The organism is Shinella zoogloeoides (assembly GCF_003574625.1).
Classification (GTDB): domain Bacteria; phylum Pseudomonadota; class Alphaproteobacteria; order Rhizobiales; family Rhizobiaceae; genus Shinella; species Shinella zoogloeoides_A.
In genome coordinates this window covers 117,010-142,858 of the sequence record NZ_QNUJ01000002.1, presented here as the reverse complement: position 1 = coordinate 142,858, position 25,849 = coordinate 117,010, and the positions used below count along the sequence as shown (strand labels likewise).

The following is a 25,849-nucleotide window of genomic DNA, read 5'->3' as shown; positions in this document are numbered from 1 at the left end:
CGTTCCGGGGCGTCATGAGACGGGACCGAAATCACCGGGCGCTGCACATTTGTTGTCCTCGCTTGCGTCGCAAGGGGTTCTTTCTGTTACTGAAATCGGGCATGTGACGGTATAGGAAAAATGTCCGCGAATCGGATTGTTTGGAGTGGTATCGCAATGACATTGCTCGCGCGCGCCGGATTGCTGGCACTGGTCCTCATCGTCCCGGCGCTGGCCGCGGCGCAGGAAACGCGGAGCTTCGAGGCGGATGACGGATCGTACAGCTTCCAATACCCGGTGGACTTCACGCTAAGCCATATGTTCCCTGACGGGACCGGTGACGTAACGGGTGTTACGGCCTCGACGATGAGCAACGGCGACGTGCTTATCACTTTCCTCGGGCCGCGTGACCCTGGAAGCATCTCGCAAGTAAGCGAGCAAACGCGCGATGTCATCGTCGATGAATTCACGAAGGCGATCGCCGTTCTGCCCTCGATCAGACTCAAGTCCACCGCAATGACCACCCTGCTCGGCCAGCCTGCCATCGACATGGTGTTCACCAATGCGAGGTTCAGCAACGTCGCCATCAACCGCTACATATTCACGGTGGTCGACGGGAAAGCCTATAATTTCGAATGCATCTATCCCGAAGATAAATCCGGGCGCTTCTCACCCGCCTGTGACCTTGCCGTCTCGACCGTTCGCCTGGGGACAGCCGATCCTGCTGCCGCCAACGAGGCCGGCAGCGCGCCTGCTTCCGCAAGCTGCTCCGAGCTGGAGCTCAACATGCGCTCCGTAAACGTATCGACCCTCGCTTCCGAGATCATGATGAAGGATCAGTCGCCTGACACCATCGCACGGATGAAGGCAGCCATTGAGGCGGCCGCGGCAATCAACGAACGGGCTGGCAGCGCGCCTTCGGACCAGGATTGCGGGGATGCCGATGCGATTGTCGAGACTCTCAGATAAGGACGGAGTCACCCCGCGGTGTTTTTCGCATTGTTGTTGAAGTAGTCCGATGGCCTTCGTCCAAGGCTGCGCTTGAACGTTGCCGCGAAAGCGCTGGCGCTTTGATAGCCGCAGTCCAGCGCGACCGATAGAACCGGTTGCCCGCCGGCCAGTGCGGGCAGGGCGGCAAGCAGCCTTGCCTGCTGGCGCCAGCGGCCGTAGGTCATGCCCGTCTCGTGTTCGAAATGACGCATGAAGCTGCGCCGGCTCATGCCGGTGCGCGATGCTGCATCGACAAGGGCAAGCGCCATGCCGGGATCGGATTGCAATGTCTGGCAAAGATCCCGAAGCCGTCTGTCGGACGGCATCGGCAGGTTGAGCGGTTCTGCGGGCAGGAACGTCAGTTCTTCCAGCAACAGCTCGCACACGCGCCGGCTGAAATCCGTAATGTCCCGTCCCTGCAGTTCGACCAGCCGCAGGATGAGCTCCCTGAGCAGGGGCGACACCTCCACCACCCCGCAGGCGCCGGGCAGCGATCCCGCGGCATCGGGGCGAACGAAGATCGCGCGGAACTCCACCGGGCCGTGGCTGCGTGTCGCATGTTCCACCATGGGCGGGACCCACACCGCCCGATTGGGCGGCACGATCCAGGTGCCGCTTTCGGTCGAGACCGACACGACACCGGATCGCGCATAGATCAGCTGTGCATCCTGGTGGCGATGCGGCGGGCCGGCGAAGGAAACATCGTCCTGCGCGATGGCGGTTACGGCGAGCGCAGACGGTGCGGGATAATTGAGCGACATGGGTTGACCCTTTTGCGCTTTAAGATGGCCTTCGCGCGCAGGAATGCCAACCCCCGCCCGCATATCATCGGCCGCAGAAGCATATTTTCGGAAAGCTATAGAGTGTCCGCCTGCGCCCGCCCCATCCTGTCCGTTTCGCCGGTGTCCGATGCGCCGTCGAACGGCGCGCGCCCGGCCCTGCTCCTTCTTCCCCTTCGACTTATCGGCGACCGCTGGGCCTGATGGCGACCCGGCGGTCGTAGTCCGCCGTCAGCACCCTTTCGTTGTCGAAGTCGCTGCTCCAAGAGCAGAAGGAAGTCATAGCCATGATACAGAACCCCGATATCAAATACCGTCCCTTCATTTCTCCCATCGCGTTGCCGGATCGCCAATGGCCCGACCGGCGATTGACGCAGGCGCCGCGCTGGGTCTCGACCGACCTGCGCGACGGCAATCAGGCGCTTGCCGATCCGATGGACGGCGAGAAGAAGATGCGTTTCTACCGAATGCTGCTGGACATCGGATTCAAGGAAATCGAGGTCGCCTTCCCCTCGGCATCGCAGACCGAATTCGACTTCGTCCGCAGGCTCATCGAAGACGATCTCGTGCCCGAGGACGTGACGATCCAGGTGCTGACCCAATCGCGCGCCGACCTGATTTCGCGTACCTTCGAGTCCCTGCGCGGCGCGCACCAGGCCATCGTGCATCTCTACAACGCGACGGCGCCGCTTTTTCGTCGCGTCGTGTTCAGGATGGAAAGGCACGAGATCGTCGATCTGGCGATCAGCGGCGTGACCGCCATGCTGGAAGAAAGCATGAAACAGCCGGAAACCCGCTGGACCTTCGAATATTCGCCCGAGACATTCTGTTTTACGGAGCCAGATTTCGCCCTCGAAATCTGCGAGCGGGTTCTCGATGTCTGGCAGCCGACGCCCGGAAACAAGGCGATCCTCAACCTGCCCGCCACGGTGGAAGTCGCCATGCCGAATGTCTATGCGGACCAGATCGAGTGGTTCTGCCGCAATCTTTCGCGTCGTGACAGCGTGATCATAAGCGTGCATCCGCATAATGACCGGGGCACGGCGGTCGCAGCGACGGAGCAGGCCCTGCTGGCCGGGGCCGACCGGGTGGAGGGGTGCCTCTTCGGCAATGGCGAGCGCACGGGCAATGTCGATCTCGTGACGCTCGCGTTGAATCTCTACACGCAGGGCATCGATCCGAAGCTTTATTTTCCCGAGATGCGTTCGGTGGTGCGCACCGTCGAGCATTGCAACGCCCTGCCGGTCCATCCGCGTCATCCCTATGCCGGCGAACTGGTCCACACGGCTTTTTCCGGCTCGCATCAGGATGCCATCCGCAAGGGCTTTTCCGCACATGAAAGCCGAAACGACGGCATATGGGAAATGCCCTATCTGCCGATCGATCCCAAGGATATCGGCGAGACCTATGAGGCGGTCATCCGCGTCAACAGCCAGTCCGGCAAAGGTGGCATCGCCTGGGTGCTGGAGCAGGACCGCGGCTTGAAGCTGCCGCGCCCGCTGCAGATCGACTTCAGCCGCCGCGTTCAGGCCTTCGCCGACGATACGGGCAAGGAAATCACCGCCGAGACGATCTGGGCATTGTTTTGCGACGTCTACCATCTGGACGGCAATGCCGATTTCGAGCTTCTGGGCTACAAGGACGGCAGAGCGGCGCGCAACGGCGAGGCGCGGGTCTTTGCCGGCCGCATCCGCCATCGCGGCAGGGAGCTTGCGATCACGGGTCGCGGCAACGGGTTGATCTCGAGCGCTTTGTCGGCACTGCAGACCGGCTGTGGCATCGATCTGGACGTCGTCGACTATCACGAGCATTCGTTGAAGCGGGGTACCTTTGCGCAGGCCGCCGCCTATATCGAATGCCGCACCCGCGATGGTCGAAAGGTATTCGGTGTCGGGATCGATACCGACATCGCGACCGCGTCGGTGCGGGCCGTCCTCAGCGCCGCTGCCAATTGCTCCGACAGCGCATAGCCGTGTTCCTGTTGCCGAGCGCGACAGCTCGCAACGCTTTCGGTCAGGCGCCTATCCCGCCTATGAGGCTCCGCCCTTTGAAACGGGCGATCCAGCGCTATGTACAGGATTCGCTGGCGGAAATGATCCTTGCCCACAGTGTGCGACGGAGCGGGTGTTCGCGCCTCCGTCGCCGGCAGGGAGACATTCCCTTCAACGGCAGGAAATCCGAACGGTCTGAACATCCGAAAGGGAGAAATGGCATGAGCGACAAGGTCAGGGAAAACATGGAAGTGATCGGCGCCGACGGCGTGCATGTCGGCACGGTCGACCGCGTGGAAGGCAACCGCATCAAGCTGAAGAAGAGCGACAGCTTCGGCCATCACGAAGGTCATCACCACTATATCGAGATGGGCTTCGTGGCCGACGTCGAGGGCGACAAGGTGCGCCTGTCGGCCAATGCCGACATCGCCGTGACGCTGGAAGAGGAAAAATCCGGCCGTCCGGTCAAGCTCTGACCAGCTCCGGGGCGGCTTTCCTCCGGCCGCCCCGTTTTCTCAAGCGCAGGGTGCTTCCGATGGAAAACTACGATCTCTATCTCAACCCGCAGAAGCCGGCGATCGGCCTCTACGTGCGTGCCGGCGCGGGCCTTCCCGATATCGCCGATGCGAAGGACTGGATTTTCGATGGCACGGTGGAAAAAGACTCGCTACCTTCCGAGGTGTTGAAAGCCCTGGAGGCGAACGGACACGCCTTCCGCGACATGGATTGAGCCGGCATCCTGTCGGCTTGCCGCCTTCCAGCCCTTGCCGAATGGATCATGCATGGATGCAGTTCTTCCTTCCGTCGTCCCGCAGCCGGTCGCGGCGCGGCTGACACGCGCGGCCATCTTTCTCGTCGTGACACTGGAGCCCGGCAGCGCGGCCGAAGCCGCCGTGCGCAAGCTCTGCGCCGATCTTTCCGGCCTCCTGCGGGCCGTCGGCTTCCGCGATCTGGAGGGCGGGCTTTCCTGCGTGCTCGGCGTCGGCTCGGATGCCTGGGACCGGCTCTTCGGCGTACCGCGCCCGAAGGACCTGCATCCCTTCCGCGAGATCCGCGGCAAGCATCATGCGGTGGCCACGCCCGGCGACCTGCTCTTCCATATCCGCGCCACGCGCATGGACCTCTGCTTCGAGCTTGCAACCCACATCATGAGCCGGCTGGCGGGTTTCGTCGCTACCGAGGACGAGGTGCACGGCTTCAGCTATTTCGACGACCGGGACCTCATCGGCTTCGTCGACGGCACGGAAAACCCCGTCGACGGCGCGGCCGTCGCGGCGACGATCATCGGCGACGAGGACGCGGATTTTGCCGGCGGCAGCTATGTCATCGTGCAGAAATACCTGCATGACCTGCCCGGCTGGAACCGCGTCCCGGTCGCCGAGCAGGAGCGGATCATCGGCCGCGAAAAGCTCTCCGACATCGAGCTCGACGACGCGGCGAAGCCGAGCTATGCCCACAACGTCCTCACCTCCATCGAGGAGAACGGCGAGCCGCTGGAGATCCTGCGCGACAACATGCCCTTCGGCGATGTCGGCAAGGGGGAGTTCGGCACCTATTTCATCGGCTATGCCCGCTCGCCGCACCGCATCGAGCGCATGCTGGAGAACATGTTCATCGGCCTGCCGCCGGGCAATTACGACCGGCTGCTGGATTTCAGCCGCGCCGTTACCGGTTCCCTGTTCTTCATTCCCTCCGCTTCGTTCCTCGACGCGGTGACGCCCGATGCCGCGCCGGCCGCCCCCGCGGCCGCGACGCCCGCGGCGACGGATCCGCCCCCGCGCCGCGACGGCTCGCTCGGCATAGGCTCTCTGAAAGAAGGGGTTTCCCATGAATAACCTGCACCGCGAACTTGCACCCATTTCCGAAGCCGCCTGGGCCGAGATCGAGGAAGAGGCGGCGCGCACGCTGAAGCGTCACCTCGCCGGCCGGCGTGTCGTCGACATGGTCGGTCCGTCGGGGCTCGGGCTTTCGGCGGTGGGTACGGGCCATGTCCTGCCCATCGCGCCGCCGGACGAAGGCATCCAGTCCCTCCGGCGCGAGGTTAAGGCCCTGGTCGAGCTTCGCGTGCCCTTCCAGCTTTCGCGCAGCGCCATCGACGATGTGGAGCGCGGCGCGCTCGACAGCGATTGGTCGCCCGTCAAGGAGGCCATGCGCAAGATCGCGTTTGCCGAGGACCGCGCGGTGTTCGACGGCTACGCCGCCGCCAATATCGAGGGGATCCGCGCGGCCGCGAGCAATCCGGCCGTGCCGCTGCCGTCGGGCGTGAAGCGCTATTCGGATGCCGTGGCGCGGGCGGTCGGCGAACTCCGGCTTGCCGGCGTGGAAGGCCCCTATGCGCTGGTGCTCGGCGCCGATGCCTATATGGCGGCAAGCGGCGGCAGCGACGACGGCTACCCGGTCTTCCACCATATCGAGCGGGTGGTGGACGGCGGCATCATCTGGGCGCCAGCCATCGAGGGCGGCCTCGTTCTGTCGCTGCGCGGCGGCGATTTCGAGCTGACCGTCGGCGAGGATTTCTCCATCGGCTACCTCGCCCATTCCGCCACGACCGTCGATCTCTACGTGCAGGAGAGCTTCACCTTCCGCACGCTGACGACGGAAGCGGCCGTGGCGCTGTCCGCGGAGTAGGAAAACGGCTGGAGGCCGGCATGATGGATAAGGGCGAGCATCACGTCGTCATCGTTGGCGGCGGGTTCGGCGGACTGGAGGCGGCGCGGCATCTGGCGGCCGGCCCGTTCCGCATCACGGTGCTCGACCGGCGCAATCATCACCTGTTCCAGCCCTTGCTCTACCAGGCCGCGACGGCCTCGCTCGCCCTTTCGGAGATCGCCTGGCCGATCCGTTCCCTCCTCAGCCGCCACAAGAATGCGACGACCCTGCTCGGCGCGGTCGGCGGCGTGGATGCGGCGGGAAAGTCCGTGCTGCTGGAGGACGGGCGGCGGGTCGCCTACGACACGCTGATCCTCGCCACCGGTGCGCGCCATGCCTATTTCGGCCATGACGAATGGGAACCCCATGCGCCGGGGCTGAAGACGCTGGAGGATGCGACGACGATCCGCCGGCGCATCCTCTCCGCCTTCGAGCGAGCGGAATGGCTTACGGATGCCGACGAGCGCCGCCGCCTCCTGACCTTCGCGATCATCGGCGCGGGGCCGACCGGCGTAGAGCTTGCCGGCACCATCGCGGAACTTGCCCATGAGACGCTGCGCCGCGATTTCCGCAATATCGACACGCGCGAGGCGCGGGTGGTGCTCGTCGAGGCCGGCCCCCGCATCCTTGCGGCCTTCACCGAGGATCTTTCGGCCTATGCCGAGCGGGCGCTCGCCCGGCTCGGCGTCGAGGTGCGCACCGGCCACGCGGTCTCGCAATGCAGCGCCGACGGCATCGAACTCGGCGGCGAATTCCTGCCCGCCGCGACCATCCTCTGGGCGGCGGGCGTCGCCGCCTCGCCGGCGGCCGAGTGGCTGGGCGTGCCGGCCGACCGGGCAGGGCGGGTCGTCGTGGCGCCCGATCTTTCCGTGCCGGGCTTCGCGGATATCTTCGCGATCGGCGATACCGCGCATGTCTCCATGGGAGAGGGAAGGACCGTGCCGGGCATTGCGCCCGCCGCCAAGCAGGAGGGGCGCTATGTCGCCGGCGTGATCCGCGCCCGCATCGAAGGAAAGCCCTCGCCAGGCCCCTTCGCCTATCGCAACGACGGCAATCTCGCGACCATCGGCAAGCGGGCCGCCATCGTCGATCTCGGCTGGATCAAGCTCAAGGGCCGGCTTGCCTGGTGGACCTGGGGGATCGCCCATGTCTACTTCCTGATCGGCCTGCGCAACCGGCTCACTGTCGCGCTGAGCTGGCTGTGGATCTATTCCACCGGGCAGCGCAGCGCCCGCCTGATCACCGGCGCGAATGCCGAAAATCCGGAAAGGAGACCGCAATGAGCAAGAGCTTTGCCGTCGGCGATCACGTCGCCTGGAATTCGGAGGCCGGCCGCGTGTCGGGCACCATCATCGCCGTCCACACCAGCGATTTCGACTACAAGGGCCATACCCACCGCGCGTCGCCCGACGATCCGCAATACGAGATCAAGAGCGACAAGACCGACCACATCGCCGCCCACAAGGGCAGCGCGCTTGATCACGCGTGACCGCACGTGAAAGGAAAGGGCGTGCATATACGATTGGCGATATCGGAGGACAGCGAGGCGCTTTGCGCTGTCGATACGGTCGCTGCCACGGATGACGGACGGTGTCGCCAAATACGCGCCTGGATCGGATCAGGATGTTGCTATGTTGTCGAGGCAAACGGCCGGATCTGCGGTTATGGGGTGCTGACGGGCCATTTTTTCGGCCATGCCTTTATCGAGATGGTGATGATCGGCCGAGAATTTCGCCGCCAGGGATTGGGAGAGTTCGCCATCGTTCATTTTCGGCGGATGACGGCAGGCTCGAAGCTGTTCAGCTCCACCAATATGTCCAACAGGCCAATGCAGATGCTGTTTGCAAAATGCGGCTTCAAGCCGAGCGGATACATCGACAATCTCGATAATGGCGATCCCGAGAGCGTTTTCGTTTCACCCGCCGCTTAGCAAAGAGCAGGGCCGACGAGGCCGTATTTCAAAAACTGGGAGGGCTGATCGCCCAGATCACGACGGCTTCGCGCTCGCTGGAATTCTTGTAGCGATGCGGCTCGCCTGAGGAATAGGAGCAGCTATCGCCTTCATAAAGGTGGAAATGGCGCTCGCCAACCCACATGTCGAGCTCGCCCGAGAGGACGAAACCCACGCCGTCGGCAGCGTTCACGTAGCTTTCGGCGCTTTCCGTTCCCGGCGGCAGCCGGGTATAGATCATTTCCACCTGCAGGCTCATCTTCGGCGTGACCAGTTCGTCGATGATGCCGTGTTCGTATTGGATTTTCAGGCGGTTGCCGCTTCGCACGACATAGCCGTGCTCTTCCTGCGCTACCGGGGAGGCCCCTGCGAAGAACCATTGCACGGTCACCCCCAGGCTCCTGGCGATCTTCACCAGTGCGGGGATCGAGGGATAGGCGAGATTTCGCTCGATCTGGCTAAGATAGCCGGTCGAGAGTTCGCAGCTCTCGGCCAGCTGCGAAAGCGTCATCTTGCGCCTTTTGCGCAAACCCCGGATCCGTTCGCCGAGGACCGGATCCTCGATTGCGGTTTCCGCTTCCGTTCCAAGACCGCCCCCAGACGACATGCTCGCTCCGCGTAGGAATTTCCCGTCTCGCGACGGCATCCGATTGGGCCAAAGGTGCCCTGCTCTTGTTGCCGATCGATGGTCGGGCCGCAAGATGCGAAGCCGAATTTCCACTTCGGGGTGAAGCGCGTTCGACTTTTCGGCCGGCAGAACCTTGAAAGGCGGGTGTATAGTTAAATTTCATCGATCTTTTTGTCGATAGTAAAAAAATAGCTCGATTTTTTACAAATAACAAAATATGTAGGCTTCAGTTTGCTGATTTTGGGTGGGGAGGCCCGAATGACCGGCGTCGCGCATTTCAAGAGCTCCGAGCGGAGCTTCGAGCCCTACGGTGACGATTCCGGCCGCGCGACAATTTCGCGTCTGGTCGGGCCCAAATCGAGCAAGACCATGGGCGCCGGCATAGCCCGCTTCGACGATTGCTCCATTGCCTGGACCGTTCTTTACGACGAGCTGATCGTCACGCTCGAGGGCAAGTTCCGCCTGCGCGTCGGCGATGAGGTGTTCGACACCGTACCGGGTGACGTTCTCTGGGTGCCGAAGGGGACCGCGCTCGCCTATGAGGGGGAGCACGCGACGGTGTTCTACGCGCTCGCCCCCGTCGACTGGCGCACGCGTGACATCAGGGTCTGACCGTGCAATCCGCAACCGAACGGCGTTTCCAATCCATGACGACCTCCGCATTTCCACACCTGTTCCAGCCCTTGCAGATCCGCGGCGTGCGCCTCAAGAACCGTATCATGTCGACGGGGCATGACACGACGCTGCCCACCGATGGTCTCGTCAACGAGGCGCTGCTCGCCTATCACGAGGCGCGGGCGCGTGGCGGCGCGGGCCTGATCGTCTGTCAGGTGGCGGGCGTTCATGAGACTGCGCGCTATACCTCGCATATGCTGATGGCGACGGAAGACGCGTGTATCGAAGGCTACCGCAAGCTGGCCGAAATCTGTCATGCGCATGATTGCCGGATTGTCTCGCAGCTATTCCATCCCGGCCGGGAAATCATGGAGGGCGGCGACGGGCTGCTGACGGTTGCCTATGCGCCGTCCGTATCGCCCAACGAGCGCTTTCGCGTCATGCCGCGCCAACTCGACAAGCGCATGATCGACGAGATCGTCACCGGCTACGGCGAAGCGGCGCGGCGGATGCACGAAGCGGGGCTTGACGGCGTGGAGTTCGTCGCCAGCCATGGTTATCTTCCGGCGCAATTCTTCAATCCGCGTGTCAATCGCCGCACCGACGCCTATGGCGGGTCGCTGGAGAACCGGCTTCGTTTCGCCGTCGAAGCCTTGGCCGCGATGCGGGCGGCGACATCGGACGATTTCGTCATCGGCATGCGCATCAGTGGCGGCGAGCGCGACGAGCATGGCCTTGCCATGGACGAGGTGCTCGAAAGCTGTCGGTTGCTGGAGCCCCTGCTCGATTACGTCAGTGTCACGGCCGGCACGTCGGCCTCGCAGGGCGGCGCGGTGCATATCGTCCCACCCATGGCCTATCGCAACGCCTATCTCGCGAGCGATGCCGCCCGCTTTCGCAAGGCATTGGGCATACCCGTCTTCGTCGCCGGACGCATCAACCAGCCGCATGAGGCCGAAGCGGTGCTGGCACAGGGCTCCGCCGATGTCTGCGGCATGACCCGCGCCCTGATCTGCGATCCCGAAATGCCGGCAAAGGCGGAGCAGGGCCGCACGGACGATATCCGCGCCTGCATCGCCTGCAATCAGGCCTGCATCGGCCATTTCCATCGCGGCGTGCCGATCTCCTGTATCCAGCATCCGGAAACCGGCCGTGAGCTTAAATTCGGCACCCTGGTGCCCGCAACGCGCCCCAAAAAGGTGATGGTGGTCGGCGGCGGTCCGGCCGGCATGAAAGCCGCGGCGATCGCGGCGGCGCGCGGCCATCAGGTCGTGCTCTACGAAGCATCCGGCCAATTGGGCGGGCAAGCGCTGCTGGCGCAGCAATTGCCGCGCCGCGCGGAGTTCGGCGGCATCGTCACCAACCTTTCGCGCGAACTGGAGCTGGCGCAGGTCCGCGTCGTCAAGGGTGTGCGGGTGGATCGGGCGTCGGTTGCCGCCGAAAGGCCGGACGCCGTCGTTCTGGCCACTGGCGCCAAGCCCTATCTGCCCGAAATCGCCGATGACGGCAGCGTGCAGGTCGTCGATGCATGGCAGCTTCTGAGGAACCAGGTGAAGACCGGCAGCCGCGTGGTGGTCGCCGACTGGCGCTGCGACTGGATCGGCCCCGGCATTGCCGAACGGCTGGTCAACGAAGGCTGCAGCGTCGATCTCGCCGTCAACGGCACCCATCCGGGGGAATTGCTGCCGCTTTACGTTCGCGACAATGTCGCGGCCGAGTTGCACAAGATCGGCGTGCGTGTCACCCCCTATGCACGCCTTTACGGCTGCGATGGCGGCACCGTCTACATGCAGCATTCCGTCAGCGAGCAGCCGATCCTTTTCGAGAATGTCGATACGCTGGTGCTCTGTCTCGGCCACGAGCCGGTGGATGAACTGAGCGCCATGCTGGCCGACAGCGTGGAGGAATTGCACATCATCGGCGACAGCCTTGCGCCACGCACCGCGGAGGAGGCGGTCTACGAGGGATTGAAGGTCGGGACCGCACTCTAGGCGAAGCGCGTGTTGGCCGGATAGGGATTAAACGGGTGAACGGGGCTCGATCGGCAGAAAGCCGGCAGTCCCGGATGAGCAAACGGGAGGGAATTTCATGGCTTTCGAAGGAATCCAAAACGGTATCGGCCGCCGCGGCGTGATGAAGCTCGCGTTCGGTGCGGCGGCGGCGGCGATCGGCGCGCCTGCTATTCTGGGGCGCGCAAGCGTCGCTTCCGCGCAGACGTCTTTCGCCGGCGAAGGGCTGATCGTCGTTTCCTGGTCGGGCAATCACGAGCTCAGCTTCCGTGAAACGGTGGTCAAGTCCTTCAACGAAAAGTACGGTACGCAGGTCGAGACCGTCGGCGGCTGGGACCAGATGATCGCCCAGATCGTGGCGGCGCCGGCCGACAATCCGCCCTTCGACATCACCATCGCCGACGAATACACGACCACGACCGGCATGGCGCAGAATGTCTTCGCCAAGGTCGACCGGTCGAAGATTCCCGGCAATGCCAATGTCTATCCGTGGTTCGACGAGAACCGCGGCCCGGCCAGGGATTACGGCGTGCCCTTCGGCACGGGCTCGCTCTGGATGCTGACCGCCAATTCGAGCGGCCTGAAGCCGGTGAGCTGGAAGGGATTCTGGGACGACAAGGCAAAGGGCAAGGCGACGCTGGACGCTTCCGCATTCTATTGGGATCTGTGCATCCCCGCGCTGCTCTCGTCGGCCAAGCCCGGTATCGACGAAGTGTTCGGTACGCCCGCCGACGTCGAACTGCTCTTCCAGGAACTCGACAAGCTGAAGGTCGCCAAGTGGTACAAGGACGGCGCAGAGCTCACCAACCTGATGACCCAGGAAGAAGCGGCGGTGGCGATGATGTATTCCGCCGACGCCTACGGCTTCATCAAGGAATACGGCGACGACTTCGAAGCCGCGATCCCCGAGGAAGGCACGGCCTCCTACACGAACTGGTTCATGAAGGTGCGCGGGACCCGGCATTCGGAATTGAGCGATCTCTTCATGAGCTATCTTCTCGAGAAGGAAACGCAGCAGAATTTCCTCAATGCCTCGACGGATTTCATGTCCCTGCAGGGCCTTGAGGCGCCGCCGCACTGGCAGAGCTATCCGCGCGACGAGGCAGGCTTGCGCAAGACCTACAAGCTGTTCGGCATCGACGGCTGGGACAAGTTCGGTCCGAACTGGGACGCCTACAGCGTCCGCATGAAGGAAACCATCACCAGGACGACCGAAGGCTGACCCAGCCCTTCCGCGAAGCGTCCGCAGCGGCGCTTCGCGTATTTCGATGCGGAGTTGATTGTTTTGGCAGACACCAATGCACTGGAGCTCGACGGCCTTCGCCGCGCCTTTGGCGGCGTCGTCGCGGTCGACAATGTCTCGGTCGACGTGAGGCGCGGCGAATTCGTCACCCTGCTCGGCCCCTCGGGCTCGGGCAAGACCTCGACGCTCAGGCTGATCGGCGGGTTCGAAAGGCCGGATGCCGGTGCGATCCGCATCAATGGCAGCCGCGTCGATCACCTGCCGGCCTACCAGCGGGATACCACGACGATCTTCCAGACGGGCGCGCTTTTTCCGCACAAGACGGTGGCTGAAAATGTGGCTTACGGCTTGCGCATGCGCGGTGTCGCCAAAGCGGACATTGCGCCGCGCGTGAGGCAGGCACTCGAAGTCGTCCGCCTTTCCGGCTACGAGGAGCGCTATCCGGCCCAGCTCTCCGGCGGGCAGAAGCAGCGCGTCGCGCTTGCCCGTTCGATGGTGGTGCGCCCGACGATCCTGCTGTTCGATGAGCCGCTCTCGGCGCTCGATCTGTCGCTGCGGCTGCAGCTTCGCGCGGAGATCAGGCGGCTGCATGACGAGATCGGTTTCAGCGCCATCTATGTGACCCACGACCAGGGGGAAGCGATGGCGATGCCGAGCCGCGTCGCCGTCATGCGCAGCGGCAGGATCGAACAGATCGACCGGCCGGAAAAGGTCTTTGCCGAGCCGGCCAGCGAATTCGTCTATACCTTCATCGGCGAGAGCTGCTGCCTCAGGGCGCAGGTTTCCGCCGGTGCCGCCGCCGACAGCGCCGGCGCGCCGCTGGAGCTGCGTCTCGCCCAGCCGCTCGGCGAGGGCGCGTGGCGCATCTACATCAGGCCGAGCCGGCTGCATCTTGGCCGTGCCGACATGCCGAATGGCCTCAAGGCACGGCTCGATTTCACCGAATTCCTGGGCGATGTCCATCGCTACCATTTCAAGGCCGGCAAACTGGAACTGTTCGTCGACCACCCCGGCTCCGTCGTCCACAAGCCGGGCGACGCCGTCGATATCGGCTGGCAGACGGCCGACATGATGGCCTATCAATGAGCGCGGGCGCTTCGGATATGGCGCCTTCCGGCCCGCGGGGCCCCGGCTGGCGCATGCGTTTGACGCCCTGGCTGTTGATGTCGCCGGCGCTGCTCATCGCCATCGCCTTCTTCGGCCTGCCGATCGCCTTCATGGGGCGCATGAGCTTCAACGAACATGTCGACCAGCGCTTCTATGTGCCGGGCTTCACCTTCGACAACTACGCGGCCATGCTCACGGATCCGACCTTCAGCGCGGCGCTCTGGACGACGATGCGGCTGGCGCTGATCTCGTCCATCGTGACGGTCGCTATCGGATATGTCTTCGCGATGCTGGTCTGGCTGAAGCCGAAACGCTGGCGGCTGGCCTTCATCGCGCTTGCGCTCTGCCCGCTGCTGATCTCGGAAATCTCCATCATCTTCGGCTGGTGGATGTTCTTCCCGAAGAACGGCCTGCTCAGCTATGCGCTCGTCTCCTCCGGCCTGATCACGGACAAGATCAGCCTGATGTATACAGAATTCGCAGCCTTTGTCGGCCTCACCTATGTCACCTTGCCATTCTGTTTCTTCATCCTGCTGTCGATCTTCGACGGCATCGACAAGAAGGTGCTGGAGGCGAGCGCGGACCTCGGGGGCTCGCCCGTGCGCACTTTCTATGAGGTGCTCCTGCCGCTCACCAAGGGCGGGATTGCCGCCTCCTTCGCGCAGTCCTTCATCTGGGCGGTCGGCACCTATGCGACGCCGTCCGCGCTCGGGCCCGATACGCTCTGGACGATCGGCTACCTGATCCAGGAACAGATGCTGGGCAAGCACAACTGGCCCCGCGCCGCCGCCTTCTCGATCGTGCTGACGAGTGGAGTTGCCGTTGTGATGATGATCATCCGCATGCTGACCTCGAAACGGACGGCGCTCAATGGCTGATACGTCCATGCTTCCGACGCGTGATATCGCTGTTGCCCCGGTCGCGAGGCGGCGGATGGACGCCGTGATGCTGCGAGTCCTGGCGCTGGCCTTCACCGTCTTTATCATCGCCTATATCGCGATCCCGGTGATCGTGACGCTCGTCATGTCCTTCAATGATGCGTCGGTGATCCGCTTTCCGATCAAGGCGTGGTCGCTGCGATGGTACGGCGACTTCTTCGGCAGCCCCCAATGGGTCGACGCGCTGAAGAGCAGCGTAATTATCGCGCTCGGCACGACGGTCATTTCCACCGTATCCGGCGTTCTTGCCGCCTGGGCCTTCGAGCGCTTCACCTTCGCCTTCAAGCCGGTTGTCTACCTCCTGATCATGCTGCCGCTCTTCATGCCGGGGGTGGTGCTGGGCCTTGGCGTTGCGATGGCGTTCGGTGATGTGTCGCTGTTCGGCGTCAATATCTACGGGTCGCGCGTATTGGTCATGCTTGCCCATTCTCTCTGGGCGATGCCGCTGGTTTTCATGTTGATGGAGGCGACCTTCCGGACCGTCGATCACCGCATCGTCGAGGCGTCCTACGATCTCGGCGGCCGGCCGGTGCAGACCTTCTTCGAAATCGTCCTGCCCTCCGTCTCCACCGGGATCATCTCGTCGGCGCTCTTTGCATTCGTGATATCGCTCAACGAATTCGTCATGGCCCTGTTCCTGACGACGCGCGATACGCAGACGCTTCCCGTCCTGATGTGGCTGAGCCTGCGCTCGGCCGGCACGCCGCGGCTTGCGGTGGCGTCCGTCATCCTCGCGGCCGCCGTCTTCGTCAGCCTGTCGCTGATCATGGTCTGGTACATCAGGCAACTGAGGAAGACGTGACGGGCCAGGGGTTATGTGCCTGTCAGCGCCATCCAGGCATCTACTTCCCCGCGGCGTCGAGCAGGGCTCGATGGACACGGTCGGCGAAATCACCGACCGGTCCCTTGGTGGATTTGTAGTCCAGGCCCTGGATCACGCTGACGGTCTTGTCGTCGACGGATATGCAGTGCGAGATGAAGGATCCGCCCGCGGCGGGGCCGCCGCTGATGACGCCGAGCTGGCCTTCGAAGCGGTTGACGATAACGTGGTAGCCCACCCCCTGAGCCTGCTGCTCGATCAGGTCCGTGCAGGCATCGAGGCTCAGCGCATCCGATGCGGTTCTCTCGACGTGATAGGTGATCATGAACGGATCATCGGCCGCTGCCGCCGGCAAGGCCGCAAGGATGGAGGCCGCCACCGGCATCGCGCAAAACATCTTCATCATGCAAAACCGCCTGTCTTTCCGTTTGTATCCCGGCAATGCCGCCTCATTTTAGTATCAGGGCGATCATGATCGCCGCGAAGGCGAGGAACATGACGCTGCCGAGAAGAATGCTGGTGACCGCCTTGGCCGAAATATAGGTGCCCGCCACGCCGCCGAGGACGGACGGCCACGGATTGCCGTCCTTCTGTCCAAGCGGATACCCGCAGGCAGGACATGAAAATGCCTTGTCGGATACGTTGCCAGCGCATTCAGGGCATGCGACGAGCGCCATTTCAGCCCCCTCCGATGATGAATTCCACGCGCCGGTTCTGCTGCCGGCCTGCGGGGTTGTCGGACCCGTCCGCATTTTCGTTCGGCGCGACGGGCGTGCTCTCGCCCTTGCCGAACGTCGTCATCCGGGCATTTACGCCGCTGTCGGAAAGCCAGTGCCGCACGGCGGCGGCGCGGCGTTCCGATAGACGTTGGTTATAGGCGTCCGACCCCTTCGCATCCGTATGGCCGATGATCGCGACCGGGGTATCCGCCAGCGCCTGAAGTGCCTCTGCGAGGCGGGCGAGAACGGGGCGCGCGTCGGTACGGATGTCCGACTTGTCGAAATCGAACAATACATCGCTCGGCAGGTTCACGATGATGCGCTCGCCCTCCTGCCGTGCGCCAAGTTCGGAAAGCGCAGTTTCCGTCCGCGTCTGCGCATCCATGTTCTTCAATCCGAAGGTGGACGTTCCGGAGGAAACGGATGCGCCGCTCTCCTCCTTGCGCTCGGCAAAGCGGGACGAAGGCAGCGTGAATTCGGCAAATGTCGATGCCCGCTCGCCCACTGCGCCGGCGCCCGTCGTCACCGTATAGGCGGATGCCGTCGCAGGAAGGAAAAGAGAAAGCGCGAGAAGGGCGCCCTGTCTCATTGAGCCAGTTCCAGGGGGATGGTCACGCCCGGCGCGCTGCTGTCGTTTCCGTCATGTGCAGGATTGAAGACGAGGGTCACTTTCGTCACGCCGGCCGGTATGACGCCGGGAAAGACCAGGTCGCCCTCCATCGTCTGCCCGTTGCCGATCCGCATCCAGCGGTTGTCGGCGATCTGGCGCAGATGCAGCCGTTCCTGCTCGCCTTCTCCCCATGCGAGATAGGCATTTTCGTCGTCGTTCATGTTGACGCTGTTGGTAACGTGGCTGTCGAAGCTCGCCAACAACCGGACGGTTGTCGCATCCTCGCCGACGGTAACGGTCTTGACCTGTACCGTCAGGCCGACAGGAACACTGGCCTGACCACCGGTAATCGTGAAGTTGTGCTCCTCGGCATAGGCGGCGGCGGGCAACAGAAGCGTGGCGACAACCATGAATTTCTTCAGCAAGAACGACTCCCCAGAACAGATAGATCGTTCGCCACAAAACAGATGCATTATGACGGAGCTGTGACCGTTTCCCGGAAAAATTGCTGCGCGCTCCCTCTGCGCCGCAGGTGCTCATCGACGATCCTTGCTTTCCCTGAAAACAGCCTTGTCCTCCGCGCAAAGCGGCGCGTGCGGCAGTAGCCTCTTATGGGAGGCAGCGATTGCTCCGATAGTCCCAGGTCTGGCCGCTCTCGATACAGACGCGAAGGGCATTGCGGTCGGGAATGATGCCGGATTTGCCGTAGCTGAGCAGCATTCCGGCGCCTCCCGCAAACGCCCAGATCAGCGCGAACAGGCGGAGCCTTCGGGGCACCGGTTGAAACCAGAGCCATACCGAAAGGGCGGTGCCGGCGGTGAATGCCAGCGCCATCACGACAAACAGGGCTTCGAACGTCACTGTGCGCTTTACTATATTCCCGGATCGATTCGCCGGTCTCCAATGAACTGCTCAACCATTCACATCGAGGCAATGAGATCAATCCCGTCGAAGCTTTCGGGAAAACGTTGGGGAAACTCCCTTGGCGACAGGATGTCCTTGAATTCGCATGCGAGAACAAGCAGACCTATGCATCGTTCCGGCATGGTCAGCCGGCTTCGCCGCCAACAGGGCTTCCGTCTTGCCGTCCGGGTTTTCAGGATATTGATATGACACGTTTTTCCGATCCGCAGCGTCTTGAACGACTGATCGAGGGGCTGGACCGGTTCAACGCCACTCCGGGCAAGGGCACGACCCGGCTGACCTACACGCCGGAGTTCCGCCAGGCCAGCGACTATCTGCGCGGGCAGATGGAGGCCGCCGGGCTCACGGTCCGCGAGGACGCGATCGGCAATCTCGTCGGGCGCCTCGTCGGACATAATCCTGCTCTTGCTCCGGTCATGATCGGCTCTCATTTCGATTCCGTGCCGAACGGCGGCAAGTTCGACGGCCCGGCCGGCGTCATTGCCGGTATCGAGATCGCCTTCCTGTTGAAGGAGCGGGGCCTTGTCCCGGAGCGTTCCATCGAATTCGTCGCCATGATCGAGGAAGAAGGCACGCGCTTCGGCGGCGGACTGCTGGCCTCGCGCGTCATGACCGGCAAAGTGGATATGGACGAGTTCCTCGCCTTTGCCGACGATGCGGGGGTCACGGTCGCGGATGCGATGCAGGCTTACGGCCTGGATCCGGCACAGGCGCCTCTGGCTGTGCGCGAAGCCGGTTCCGTATATGCCTTCCTTGAATTGCATATCGAGCAGGGCCCCGTGCTGGAAGCCCATGCTGACGATGTTGCGATCGTCGATCGTATCGTGGGCCTCGGCCAGATTAGGGCGACGTTCAGAGGTCAGGCGGGCCATGCCGGTACGACGCCGATGAACGTGCGCCGTGACGCGCTTGTCGGCGCGGTGGCGGCGCTGTCGCAATTGCCGGACCTTGCGCGCGCCATCGGTCAGGATGCGGTGCTGACCGTCGGCAAGATGGATGTCCGTCCGGGCGGGGCCAATGTGATCCCCGATCTCGTATCCTTCACCGTCGATATCCGCGCGCCCGGGGAAGAGGTCGTCCGCACGCTGATCGACCAGGCCCGTTCGGTAATCGAACGGGTGGGCGGCAACGGACTGGGCGTTGATGTCGAGGAGCAGATATTCCTTCCCCCGGTTCCGCTTTCGGCGGAATTGCATGAAGCCCTGTCGCGTCACGCGGATACGCTCGGCCTGAAACGTCGCACCATGGTCAGCGGTGCGGGGCATGATGCGATGATCATGGCCGATTTCGCTCCTACCGGGCTGGTCTTCGTGCCGAGCCGCAACGGCATCTCGCATGCACCGGAAGAGTGGACCAGCTACCACCAGCTCGCCAGGGGAGTGGACGTGCTCTTCCTGGCGCTTTGCGAGCTTGCCGGCGCCACGCCGCAGTCATAGACCTCAAAAGCGATCATGTCGGCTGAATCCGGTCCAGCAAGCGGATGAGGTCGGCCAGCGTGCGCGTATTCATCTTGCGCATCAGGTGACCGCGGCGCACCTTCACGGTGATTTCGCTGACACCGAGATCCGCGGCAATCTGCTTGTTGAGGAGGCCCGTCGCGACCAGCCGCGCCACGTCTTTCTCGCCGCTGGAAAGCGAGGCCCAGCGTCGTGCGACATCGGCATTCGCCGCCTCCCGCAGACGTCTTGTGCGGTCGGCCTCGATCCCGCGATGGACAGCGTCGAGCAGGTCCTGATCGCGGAACGGCTTGGTCAGGAATTCGATTGCCCCGTCTTTCATCGCCTTGACGCCCATGGCGATATCCCCGTGGCCGGTGATCATCACGGTGGGAAGGTACAGCCCGTATTCGGTCATGTGTTCCAGAAAGTCCATGCCGCTCTGGCCCGGCATGCGCACGTCGAGGACGAGGCAGGCGGGTGCGCCGGGCAAATCGAAAGCGAGGAAGTCCTGGACGGATGCGAACGATTTGGCGCGCAGCGAGACCGAGGCGAGGAGATCTTCCAGCGCCTCACGGACGGAGCGGTCGTCGTCGATGATGTAGACGGTGGGTTCTGCCAAATTTCCCGTGGGCGGCTGCGGCTTCATTCGATTGCTCCGATCCCCGCCGGCAGGCTGAACCGGGCGATCGCCCCGCCGTCCCTGCCGGTCTCCGCCCAGATACGGCCGCCATTGGCCTCAATGATCGAGCGGCTGATGGTCAGGCCGAGGCCGACGCCGTCCTTCTTGGTGGTCCAGAAGGCATCGAAGAGGTGCTCGAGCTCGCCCTGGCGAAACCCCGCGCCGCTGTCGATGACGGAAAAGCGGATGCGATTACCGTCTTCCGTCTCCGAGACGATTTCCAGCGTCTTCGCGCCGCCTGTTTTCGCCTCGATCGCCTCGACGGCGTTCAACAGGAGATTGCCGACGACCTGCCCGACCTGGACCCGGTCGGCGAGGATCGCCGGCAGGTCGTGCTGAAGGGAGAGGCGGACCGTTATGCCGCTCCGCTCACCGCGCTCACCGGCAAGCGCTACGACCTCGCGGACCAGGGCGTTGAAATCGAACCGCTCCCTGTGGGGCGCCTTGCCGCTGGCAAGGCCGCGCACCCGCGCGATCACCGCGCTGGCGCGGTTCGCATCCTCCACGATCCTGTCCGCCGCGCGCTGCGCATTCGCGATGGCTGGAGGCTCCTGGGCCAGCCATCGCCGGCACGCGCCGGCACTGGTGGCGATCGCTGCGAGCGGCTGGTTCACCTCGTGGGCGATCGATGCCGTCAATTCGCCGAGGCTGGTGATGCGCGCCATGCGCAGCAATCGTTCCCGGCTTTCATGGGCGGCTGCCTCGGCGGCCACGAGTTTCAGGGAAAGATAGGTGGTCACGCCGATTGCCACGATGCTGATGCCGGTATTGACGATGCCCACCTCGTAGGCACCGGAATGGGTGAGGGCGAAGCTCAGCAATGTCAGCGCCACGCAGGCGAAGGCGAGAGCCACGACGGTGCCCGCCGGAAGCAGGCGTGTCGCGACGAGGATGACGGGCGTATAGAAGACGGCTGCCGCAATCGCATAGTCGGTTACGGTATCGCCCACGAAGATGACGACCATGGCGACAGGCAACAGGACGATGGTGAGCACCAGCCTGCGTTCGAACTTGAATTTTCCGCTGTTTGTCATCGAGGCCGGCCGTCCAGTTGTGCTCGTTTCGGGAATATCATAGCGCGCGCCGCTTGTATCGGACCTCAATCCCTGGTGCTTCCGTCCCAGGAGGCGTCGGAGACCGGCGCCTGCCTTTCCAGAAAGGCGGTGACGGCCTCGATTTCACGCGGATCGACCGCGGTGGAAACGAGTGTTGCCACGATCTCGACCGTATCGTCTCCGCGATCGGCGACTTCGACATCGCTGACCGGATAGTTCGCCTGTTCCAGCCGCTCCACCAGCAGGTCGCGCATTTCGGGCATGGCCTCGCGGCTCGAAATCACGCTGACCTCGTAGGTGGCTTCCGTCGTGCGGTCGTCGATGGGAATGCGGTTGATCATGTTGACGAGCGGACGGAGCAGCGTGTTCCCGGCAAGCACGAAGACGGTCAGCAGCACCGCCTCGGCAAGCATGTCGGTGCCGGCGCAGGCGCCGACCGCCGCCGAACACCACAGCGTCGCGGCAGTGTTCAGCCCGCGCACGTTCATGCCTTCCTTCATGATAACGCCCGCGCCCAGAAAGCCGATGCCGGAGACGACATAGGAAATCACCCGGACCGCTTCCGTCGTGCCGGCGATCCGCTGGGCGAGATCGACGAAGGCGGCGGCTCCCACCGCGACGAGGACGTTCGTGCGCAGCCCCGCCGTGCGCTGCCGATACTGGCGCTCCGCACCGATCAGCGTGCCGAGGAGGAAGGCGGCGGTGAAGGCAGCCGCCGTGTCGAGAAAGGGTAGAAGATCGAATGTCTGCAGGAATTTCATGTCGGGTGGTCCTTTGGGAAAGGGCGGCCTCTACCATCGGCCTTGCCGCAGCAGCCGTATGGCAACGCGGTGGAGATGGGTCGACCAGCGGACCAGCCGCAGCGTTTGCCGCCGGTTCAGAAGGCCGTGACGGGAAAGGCGAACGGCAGACCTGAACAGCACCGCGCCGGCGGCCGCGAAGGCCCAGCAGAGCCAGCGGTCGACAGCCTCCGCCTGCCGCGCGAGCCCGCGAGATGACGGATGCGGCACGGAGCGGCCTTTCTTGCCGTATGGAGGAACGGATGACGGGCGTGGCATGAAACGATCGACGGGCATATCGAATCTCCCCTCGGCATTGCGAAATGGAGGTTGCGATCGGGCGGCTTCGGCCGCCCGATCGGGGCTGCGGGCCGCGTTCAGAACCATTGGCCGAAGCGGCGGATGTAGATGGTCTTCATCGTCTGGGCGACGACGCAGTAGGAGAAGAGGGTCGCGGCCAGCCAGGGGAAATAGGCCCATGGCAGCGGCCGCAGGCCAACCATCGCGCCGAGCGGCGAGAAGGGGATATAGATGCCGAGCGCGCAGACGAGCCCCGTCATCAGCATGACGGGTAGTGCCGCCGTGCTCTGGATGAAGGGAATCTTTCGGGTGCGCAGCATGTGCACGACCAGCGTCTGCGACAGCAGGCCCTCGATGAACCAGCCGGACTGGAACAGCGACTGGTGTTCCGGCGCATTGGCGGAAAAGACGTACCACATGAGCGCGAAGGTGGTGATGTCGAAGATCGACGAGGTCGGGCCGATCCAGAGCATGAAACGGCCGATGTTGCGGGCGTCCCATTTGCGCGGCGTCTTCAGGAATTCCCTGTCCATGCGGTCCCAGGGCAGGGAAAGCTGGGATATGTCGTACATCAGGTTCTGGATCAGCAGATGGATCGCCAGCATCGGCAGGAAGGGGATGAAGGCGCTGGCCACCAGCACGGAGAACACGTTGCCGAAGTTGGAGCTCGCGGTCATGTTGAGATATTTCATGATGTTGCCGAAGGTTTCGCGCCCCTTGACGACACCTTCCTCGAGCACCATCAGGCTTTTCTCCAGCAGGATGATGTCGGCGGATTCCTTGGCGATGTCGGTGCCGCTGTCGACGGAAATCCCGACATCGGCGTCACGCAGGGCCGGCGCGTCGTTGATGCCGTCGCCGAGAAAACCGACGGTGTGGCCGTTCGCCTGAAGCGCCTTCAGCACGCGCGACTTCTGCAGGGGCGTGAGCTTGGCGAAGATCGTGCGCTCCTCGACAAGCTGCCGCAAGGCCATGTCGTCGAGGGCCTCCATGTCGCGCCCGATGACGGGCTGGCCGGGTTCGAGGTCGACCTCGCGGCAGATTTTCGCGGTAACGACCTCGTTGTCGCCGGTCAGCACCTTTACCGCCACGCCATGCTCGGCAAGGGCGGCGATCGCCGGGCCCGCGGTCTCTTTCGGAGGATCGAGGAAGGTGAGGAAGCCCTGGACGACGAGGCCGCATTCGTCCTCGATGTCGTAGCGCGTTCTGGCTTCGGTGCCGGGTATCGCGCGCGTGGCGACGACCAGAACGCGGAACCCGTCGGCATTGTAGGCGCGGGCGAGCGCGGTCAGCCGCTTGCGCTCGGCCTCGTCCAGATCGCGCAACACGCCCTGTTCCTCCACATGCGCCGAGATTGCCAGCATCTCCTCGACGGCGCCCTTGCAGACGAGCAGATGCTCGCCCCGCTCTCCCTCGACCACGACCGACAGCCGGCGGCGCACGAAGTCGAACGGCAGTTCGTCTACCTTGCGATAGTGCGGAAGCAGGGGTTCTCCTGCCGGTCCGGCGAAACGCAGGACGGCCTGGTCCATCAGGTTTCTCACGCCGCTCTGATGCCGGCTGTTCAGCCAGGCGAGTTGCAGGACGCCGTCATTGCGCTCGCCGTGGATGTCGACATGATGCTCGAGGATGATCCTGTCCTGGGTCAGCGTGCCGGTCTTGTCGGTGCACAGCACGTCCATCGCGCCGAAATTCTGGATGGCGTTGAGCCGCTTGACGACGACCTTGCGCCGCGCCATCGCCACGGCTCCCTTGGCGAGGTTGGACGAGACGATCATCGGCAGCATTTCCGGGGTGAGGCCGACGGCGACGGCGAGCGCGAACAGGAAGGCATCCATCCAGTCGCCCTTGGTGAGGCCGTTGATGACGAAGACGACCGGGACCATGACCAGCATGAAGCGGATGAGCAGCCAGCTCACGCTGTTGACGCCGCGGTCGAAGGCGGTCTCCGCCCGGGAGCCGGCGATGACCCTGGCGAGAGAGCCGAAATAGGTGCGCGGGCCGGTGGCGACGACGATGGCCGTCGCCGTGCCGCTAACGACATTGGTGCCCATGAAGCAGATATTGGGCAGGTCCAGAAGATCCGCCTGGTGTGCGGCGACGGCATCCGCATCGGCGGATTTCCCGACAACGGCGCCGAGCGCGTCGTATTTCTCGACGGGCAGGGCCTCGCCCGTCAGGGCGGCCTGGCTGACGAACAGGTCGCGCGATTCGATGAGGCGAATATCGGCCGGCACCATGTCTCCGGCCGAGAGCCGCACGATGTCGCCGGCCACGATTCCCGCCATAGGCGCTTCGCACATTGCGGGCGTGGCCTCCGCTGTCGGCCGGCGCAGCACCGTGGCCGTGGTGCGAACCATGGCCCTCAGCGCTTCCGCCGCCCTGCTCGAACGGTATTCCTGCCAGAAGCGCAGCAACGCGCTGAGAAACACCATGATGACGACGATCGCCACGCCGACATAATCGGCATCCTTGCCGGCGCGCAGCGGCAGGATGATATCCGTGACCGTACTGATCGCGGCGAGGACGGCCAGAACGGCGATGAACGGATTGCCGAACGCCAGCAGGAACTGCACGACTGCGTGCGGCGGCTTGTCATGTGCGACCTCGTTCGGGCCGTCCGACGCAAGGCGCTCTGCTGCCTCCGCGTCGGTCAGGCCGTCGAGGCGGCCCCTGAAATTGGCGAGCGTGGTCTGGATGTCGTTGCGGGCTTCAAGGACCGCCTGCATCGAAAGCGCCCTGTGTTCCTTGCGTGGCGCGGCAGCGGCCTTGCCTTTCATCATCATGTTCATCGTCTTGCTCCTCGTATCGCTCGCCTGCATGTGGACGAGCGGGGTCGTGCCGTGCGGTGCGATTACGGCCGGTTTCTGCGAAGTCGGTTGGGGAGAGCGTCCGCCGCGCCTGTCTGTCAGGGAGCGGCGGACGGGCTTCGTCGCGGCGGGCGCGGGTAAACGGGGATAGGACCGGTCACGGGAACTGGTCCTGCATATGGCGGATGGCCGCGCGCTTGGCGAACGGATCGCGGCAAGGCGCGGACACGTCCGCGATGATCCAGCGGCATTCCAGCCGGCCGGATACCGGGTTCGTCCGCCAGCGTGCGGTCGGGCCGCGCCGAGGCGCGGACGGGTGGGAGATCCGTGTCCGCGGTCGCGCCGGAACGCCGGGCAGCAGGCGCGCCAGGATATGGGCCCAGCAGTGGAAGGGGTTCTTGATCTTCATGTCTCACCTCGCGGGGCCGTCGCGGCGCCCCGGGGGTGAGACTGAACATGTCAGGCTCGACCGGCCGGCCGCAACGGCGTGCTTTCTCGACTACTGTCGCTTGGCATGGTTCGGTCTTTCTCCAATGTTCCGGCCGGGGAGAACCCGTCCGGCTGACGATTGCTGGCTTACGCCTGTCTGCAGGCTCGCGCCAGCATCCATGGGGATTGAACGCTATACGTTCGCTTCTCTGGGATATACCAAGGTATATGCTTGCAGTCGGGGGAGTGCCGTCGCGCAAGGTTCGCAGCCACCACGGGATGACGCTGGGGTCAGGGCGGAGCTGGGCTGCCTCGCCTCCGAGTGGGGAAGGCCCGGAACGGAGGCCGTGGCACGGGAACGGCACGATGGGGCCTCAGGAAGCGAGACCTCCTCCGGGCGGCAGGC

The 25,849-nt window shown here is 63.9% G+C and carries 29 protein-coding genes and 1 pseudogene; 17 read left to right on the top strand and 13 right to left on the bottom strand.

Annotated features, from left to right (window positions below; genetic code table 11):
• Positions 1 to 156: 156 nt before the first annotated feature.
• Complete coding sequence (locus DSD28_RS04165; RefSeq protein ID WP_162911248.1) at positions 157 to 948, top strand: hypothetical protein; 792 nt, start codon at positions 157 to 159, stop codon at positions 946 to 948.
• An 8-nt stretch (positions 949 to 956) separates the two neighbouring features.
• On the opposite strand, the gene DSD28_RS04160 is transcribed toward DSD28_RS04165, so the two are convergent.
• Positions 957 to 1,730, bottom strand: coding sequence for an AraC family transcriptional regulator (locus DSD28_RS04160; protein WP_119255100.1), 774 nt, complete (start codon positions 1,728 to 1,730; stop codon positions 957 to 959).
• 305 nt (positions 1,731 to 2,035) lie between these two features.
• Between DSD28_RS04160 and leuA the strand changes: the two genes are divergently transcribed.
• The 9 genes and pseudogenes from leuA (at position 2,036) to DSD28_RS04115 (ending at position 8,318) form a co-directional block, all read left to right on the top strand.
• A complete protein-coding gene (gene leuA, locus DSD28_RS04150; RefSeq protein ID WP_119255098.1) occupies positions 2,036 to 3,718 on the top strand; it encodes a 2-isopropylmalate synthase in 1,683 nt (560 codons plus the stop codon).
• Positions 3,604 to 3,855 (top strand): annotated as a pseudogene (locus tag DSD28_RS26470) (hypothetical protein); the annotation flags it as partial. The gene leuA and the pseudogene DSD28_RS26470, both read left to right, overlap by 115 nt.
• A gap of 105 nt (positions 3,856 to 3,960) precedes the next feature.
• Positions 3,961 to 4,215, top strand: coding sequence for a DUF2171 domain-containing protein (locus DSD28_RS26145; RefSeq protein ID WP_205536168.1), 255 nt, complete (start codon positions 3,961 to 3,963; stop codon positions 4,213 to 4,215).
• A 59-nt stretch (positions 4,216 to 4,274) separates the two neighbouring features.
• Complete coding sequence (locus DSD28_RS04140; protein WP_119255096.1) at positions 4,275 to 4,469, top strand: hypothetical protein; 195 nt, start codon at positions 4,275 to 4,277, stop codon at positions 4,467 to 4,469.
• Positions 4,470 to 4,521: 52 nt separating this feature from the next.
• Positions 4,522 to 5,574 carry a Dyp-type peroxidase gene (locus DSD28_RS04135; protein ID WP_119255095.1) on the top strand — a complete coding sequence of 351 codons (1,053 nt, stop codon included), beginning with the start codon at positions 4,522 to 4,524 and terminating at the stop codon, positions 5,572 to 5,574.
• Entirely contained in the window at positions 5,567 to 6,367 is an 801-nt protein-coding gene (locus DSD28_RS04130; protein ID WP_119255094.1) for a family 1 encapsulin nanocompartment shell protein, read from the top strand. Before DSD28_RS04135 ends, DSD28_RS04130 begins: the two co-directional genes overlap by 8 nt.
• Before the next feature lie 23 nt (positions 6,368 to 6,390).
• The gene (locus DSD28_RS04125; RefSeq protein ID WP_119255447.1) at positions 6,391 to 7,671 is read left to right on the top strand and encodes an NAD(P)/FAD-dependent oxidoreductase; all 1,281 of its coding nucleotides are present in this window, start codon (positions 6,391 to 6,393) and stop codon (positions 7,669 to 7,671) included.
• Positions 7,668 to 7,877 (top strand): DUF2945 domain-containing protein, encoded by a 210-nt coding sequence (locus tag DSD28_RS04120; protein ID WP_119255093.1) that lies wholly within the window; start codon positions 7,668 to 7,670, stop codon positions 7,875 to 7,877. The genes DSD28_RS04125 and DSD28_RS04120 overlap by 4 nt, the downstream gene beginning before the upstream one ends.
• A gap of 33 nt (positions 7,878 to 7,910) precedes the next feature.
• Positions 7,911 to 8,318, top strand: a complete 408-nt coding sequence (locus tag DSD28_RS04115; RefSeq protein WP_205536160.1) for a GNAT family N-acetyltransferase — start codon at positions 7,911 to 7,913, stop codon at positions 8,316 to 8,318.
• A gap of 28 nt (positions 8,319 to 8,346) precedes the next feature.
• Here the strand turns inward: DSD28_RS04115 and DSD28_RS04110 are convergent, their stop codons facing one another.
• Positions 8,347 to 8,946, bottom strand: coding sequence for a helix-turn-helix domain-containing protein (locus DSD28_RS04110; RefSeq protein ID WP_119255091.1), 600 nt, complete (start codon positions 8,944 to 8,946; stop codon positions 8,347 to 8,349).
• A gap of 279 nt (positions 8,947 to 9,225) precedes the next feature.
• On the opposite strand from DSD28_RS04110, the gene DSD28_RS04105 reads away from it, so the two are divergent.
• From DSD28_RS04105 to DSD28_RS04080, 6 genes are all read left to right on the top strand, one after another.
• Positions 9,226 to 9,579: a cupin domain-containing protein gene (locus tag DSD28_RS04105; protein ID WP_119255090.1), complete on the top strand. Its 354-nt coding sequence runs from the start codon at positions 9,226 to 9,228 to the stop codon at positions 9,577 to 9,579.
• 35 nt (positions 9,580 to 9,614) lie between these two features.
• Positions 9,615 to 11,573 (top strand): FAD-dependent oxidoreductase, encoded by a 1,959-nt coding sequence (locus DSD28_RS04100; RefSeq protein ID WP_119255089.1) that lies wholly within the window; start codon positions 9,615 to 9,617, stop codon positions 11,571 to 11,573.
• Between the two features lie 97 nt (positions 11,574 to 11,670).
• Entirely contained in the window at positions 11,671 to 12,813 is a 1,143-nt protein-coding gene (locus DSD28_RS04095; protein WP_119255088.1) for an ABC transporter substrate-binding protein, read from the top strand.
• Positions 12,814 to 12,876: 63 nt separating this feature from the next.
• Entirely contained in the window at positions 12,877 to 13,920 is a 1,044-nt protein-coding gene (locus tag DSD28_RS04090; RefSeq protein WP_162911246.1) for an ABC transporter ATP-binding protein, read from the top strand.
• A gap of 53 nt (positions 13,921 to 13,973) precedes the next feature.
• A complete protein-coding gene (locus tag DSD28_RS04085) occupies positions 13,974 to 14,819 on the top strand; it encodes an ABC transporter permease (protein ID WP_162911245.1) in 846 nt (281 codons plus the stop codon).
• Between the two features lie 67 nt (positions 14,820 to 14,886).
• Positions 14,887 to 15,681, top strand: a complete 795-nt coding sequence (locus DSD28_RS04080) for an ABC transporter permease (RefSeq protein ID WP_162911244.1) — start codon at positions 14,887 to 14,889, stop codon at positions 15,679 to 15,681.
• Between the two features lie 40 nt (positions 15,682 to 15,721).
• On the opposite strand, the gene DSD28_RS04075 is transcribed toward DSD28_RS04080, so the two are convergent.
• The 5 genes from DSD28_RS04075 to DSD28_RS04055 all read right to left on the bottom strand — a co-directional run bounded on the left by DSD28_RS04075 (position 15,722) and on the right by DSD28_RS04055 (position 17,889).
• On the bottom strand, positions 15,722 to 16,105 hold the full coding sequence (locus tag DSD28_RS04075; RefSeq protein WP_119255084.1) for a DUF6180 family protein: 384 nt from the start codon (positions 16,103 to 16,105) through the stop codon (positions 15,722 to 15,724).
• Between the two features lie 43 nt (positions 16,106 to 16,148).
• Positions 16,149 to 16,376 carry a hypothetical protein gene (locus tag DSD28_RS04070; protein ID WP_119255083.1) on the bottom strand — a complete coding sequence of 76 codons (228 nt, stop codon included), beginning with the start codon at positions 16,374 to 16,376 and terminating at the stop codon, positions 16,149 to 16,151.
• 1 nt (position 16,377) lies between these two features.
• Positions 16,378 to 17,007, bottom strand: a complete 630-nt coding sequence (locus tag DSD28_RS04065; protein WP_119255082.1) for an OmpA family protein — start codon at positions 17,005 to 17,007, stop codon at positions 16,378 to 16,380.
• Positions 17,004 to 17,453 carry a hypothetical protein gene (locus DSD28_RS04060; protein WP_162911243.1) on the bottom strand — a complete coding sequence of 150 codons (450 nt, stop codon included), beginning with the start codon at positions 17,451 to 17,453 and terminating at the stop codon, positions 17,004 to 17,006. The genes DSD28_RS04065 and DSD28_RS04060 overlap by 4 nt, the downstream gene beginning before the upstream one ends.
• A 184-nt stretch (positions 17,454 to 17,637) precedes the next feature.
• A complete protein-coding gene (locus tag DSD28_RS04055; protein ID WP_119255080.1) occupies positions 17,638 to 17,889 on the bottom strand; it encodes a hypothetical protein in 252 nt (83 codons plus the stop codon).
• 248 nt (positions 17,890 to 18,137) lie between these two features.
• Between DSD28_RS04055 and DSD28_RS04050 the strand changes: the two genes are divergently transcribed.
• Complete coding sequence (locus DSD28_RS04050; protein ID WP_119255079.1) at positions 18,138 to 19,388, top strand: Zn-dependent hydrolase; 1,251 nt, start codon at positions 18,138 to 18,140, stop codon at positions 19,386 to 19,388.
• Between the two features lie 13 nt (positions 19,389 to 19,401).
• Here the strand turns inward: DSD28_RS04050 and DSD28_RS04045 are convergent, their stop codons facing one another.
• The 6 genes from DSD28_RS04045 to DSD28_RS04025 form a co-directional block, all read right to left on the bottom strand.
• Positions 19,402 to 20,037 carry a response regulator transcription factor gene (locus DSD28_RS04045; protein WP_119255078.1) on the bottom strand — a complete coding sequence of 212 codons (636 nt, stop codon included), beginning with the start codon at positions 20,035 to 20,037 and terminating at the stop codon, positions 19,402 to 19,404.
• Positions 20,034 to 21,104, bottom strand: coding sequence for a sensor histidine kinase (locus DSD28_RS04040; protein WP_119255077.1), 1,071 nt, complete (start codon positions 21,102 to 21,104; stop codon positions 20,034 to 20,036). The genes DSD28_RS04045 and DSD28_RS04040 overlap by 4 nt, the downstream gene beginning before the upstream one ends.
• Positions 21,105 to 21,169: 65 nt before the next feature.
• Entirely contained in the window at positions 21,170 to 21,886 is a 717-nt protein-coding gene (locus tag DSD28_RS04035) for an MgtC/SapB family protein (RefSeq protein WP_119255076.1), read from the bottom strand.
• Positions 21,887 to 21,916: 30 nt separating this feature from the next.
• Positions 21,917 to 22,201, bottom strand: coding sequence for a hypothetical protein (locus DSD28_RS25755; RefSeq protein WP_162911242.1), 285 nt, complete (start codon positions 22,199 to 22,201; stop codon positions 21,917 to 21,919).
• An 80-nt stretch (positions 22,202 to 22,281) separates the two neighbouring features.
• Positions 22,282 to 24,996, bottom strand: coding sequence for a magnesium-translocating P-type ATPase (gene mgtA / locus DSD28_RS04030; RefSeq protein ID WP_119255075.1), 2,715 nt, complete (start codon positions 24,994 to 24,996; stop codon positions 22,282 to 22,284).
• Between the two features lie 175 nt (positions 24,997 to 25,171).
• The gene (locus tag DSD28_RS04025) at positions 25,172 to 25,423 is read right to left on the bottom strand and encodes a hypothetical protein (RefSeq protein ID WP_119255074.1); all 252 of its coding nucleotides are present in this window, start codon (positions 25,421 to 25,423) and stop codon (positions 25,172 to 25,174) included.
• Positions 25,424 to 25,849: the final 426 nt, after the last annotated feature.

Excerpts from the sequence above, each read along its gene's own strand:
- DSD28_RS04165 (WP_162911248.1), top strand. The coding sequence starts at position 157 with ATGACATTGCTCGCGCGCGCCGGATTGCTGGCACTGGTCCTCATCGTC.
- DSD28_RS04160 (WP_119255100.1), bottom strand. The coding sequence starts at position 1,730 with ATGTCGCTCAATTATCCCGCACCGTCTGCGCTCGCCGTAACCGCCATC.
- leuA (WP_119255098.1), top strand. The coding sequence starts at position 2,036 with ATGATACAGAACCCCGATATCAAATACCGTCCCTTCATTTCTCCCATC.
- DSD28_RS26145 (WP_205536168.1), top strand. The coding sequence starts at position 3,961 with ATGAGCGACAAGGTCAGGGAAAACATGGAAGTGATCGGCGCCGACGGC.
- DSD28_RS04140 (WP_119255096.1), top strand. The coding sequence starts at position 4,275 with ATGGAAAACTACGATCTCTATCTCAACCCGCAGAAGCCGGCGATCGGC.
- DSD28_RS04135 (WP_119255095.1), top strand. The coding sequence starts at position 4,522 with ATGGATGCAGTTCTTCCTTCCGTCGTCCCGCAGCCGGTCGCGGCGCGG.
- DSD28_RS04130 (WP_119255094.1), top strand. The coding sequence starts at position 5,567 with ATGAATAACCTGCACCGCGAACTTGCACCCATTTCCGAAGCCGCCTGG.
- DSD28_RS04125 (WP_119255447.1), top strand. The coding sequence starts at position 6,391 with ATGGATAAGGGCGAGCATCACGTCGTCATCGTTGGCGGCGGGTTCGGC.
- DSD28_RS04120 (WP_119255093.1), top strand. The coding sequence starts at position 7,668 with ATGAGCAAGAGCTTTGCCGTCGGCGATCACGTCGCCTGGAATTCGGAG.
- DSD28_RS04110 (WP_119255091.1), bottom strand. The coding sequence starts at position 8,946 with ATGTCGTCTGGGGGCGGTCTTGGAACGGAAGCGGAAACCGCAATCGAG.
- DSD28_RS04105 (WP_119255090.1), top strand. The coding sequence starts at position 9,226 with ATGACCGGCGTCGCGCATTTCAAGAGCTCCGAGCGGAGCTTCGAGCCC.
- DSD28_RS04100 (WP_119255089.1), top strand. The coding sequence starts at position 9,615 with ATGACGACCTCCGCATTTCCACACCTGTTCCAGCCCTTGCAGATCCGC.
- DSD28_RS04095 (WP_119255088.1), top strand. The coding sequence starts at position 11,671 with ATGGCTTTCGAAGGAATCCAAAACGGTATCGGCCGCCGCGGCGTGATG.
- DSD28_RS04085 (WP_162911245.1), top strand. The coding sequence starts at position 13,974 with ATGCGTTTGACGCCCTGGCTGTTGATGTCGCCGGCGCTGCTCATCGCC.
- DSD28_RS04080 (WP_162911244.1), top strand. The coding sequence starts at position 14,887 with ATGCTGCGAGTCCTGGCGCTGGCCTTCACCGTCTTTATCATCGCCTAT.
- DSD28_RS04075 (WP_119255084.1), bottom strand. The coding sequence starts at position 16,105 with ATGATGAAGATGTTTTGCGCGATGCCGGTGGCGGCCTCCATCCTTGCG.
- DSD28_RS04070 (WP_119255083.1), bottom strand. The coding sequence starts at position 16,376 with ATGGCGCTCGTCGCATGCCCTGAATGCGCTGGCAACGTATCCGACAAG.
- DSD28_RS04065 (WP_119255082.1), bottom strand. The coding sequence starts at position 17,007 with ATGAGACAGGGCGCCCTTCTCGCGCTTTCTCTTTTCCTTCCTGCGACG.
- DSD28_RS04050 (WP_119255079.1), top strand. The coding sequence starts at position 18,138 with ATGACACGTTTTTCCGATCCGCAGCGTCTTGAACGACTGATCGAGGGG.
- DSD28_RS04045 (WP_119255078.1), bottom strand. The coding sequence starts at position 20,037 with ATGAAGCCGCAGCCGCCCACGGGAAATTTGGCAGAACCCACCGTCTAC.
- DSD28_RS04040 (WP_119255077.1), bottom strand. The coding sequence starts at position 21,104 with ATGACAAACAGCGGAAAATTCAAGTTCGAACGCAGGCTGGTGCTCACC.
- DSD28_RS04035 (WP_119255076.1), bottom strand. The coding sequence starts at position 21,886 with ATGAAATTCCTGCAGACATTCGATCTTCTACCCTTTCTCGACACGGCG.
- DSD28_RS25755 (WP_162911242.1), bottom strand. The coding sequence starts at position 22,201 with ATGCCCGTCGATCGTTTCATGCCACGCCCGTCATCCGTTCCTCCATAC.
- mgtA (WP_119255075.1), bottom strand. The coding sequence starts at position 24,996 with ATGAACATGATGATGAAAGGCAAGGCCGCTGCCGCGCCACGCAAGGAA.
- DSD28_RS04025 (WP_119255074.1), bottom strand. The coding sequence starts at position 25,423 with ATGAAGATCAAGAACCCCTTCCACTGCTGGGCCCATATCCTGGCGCGC.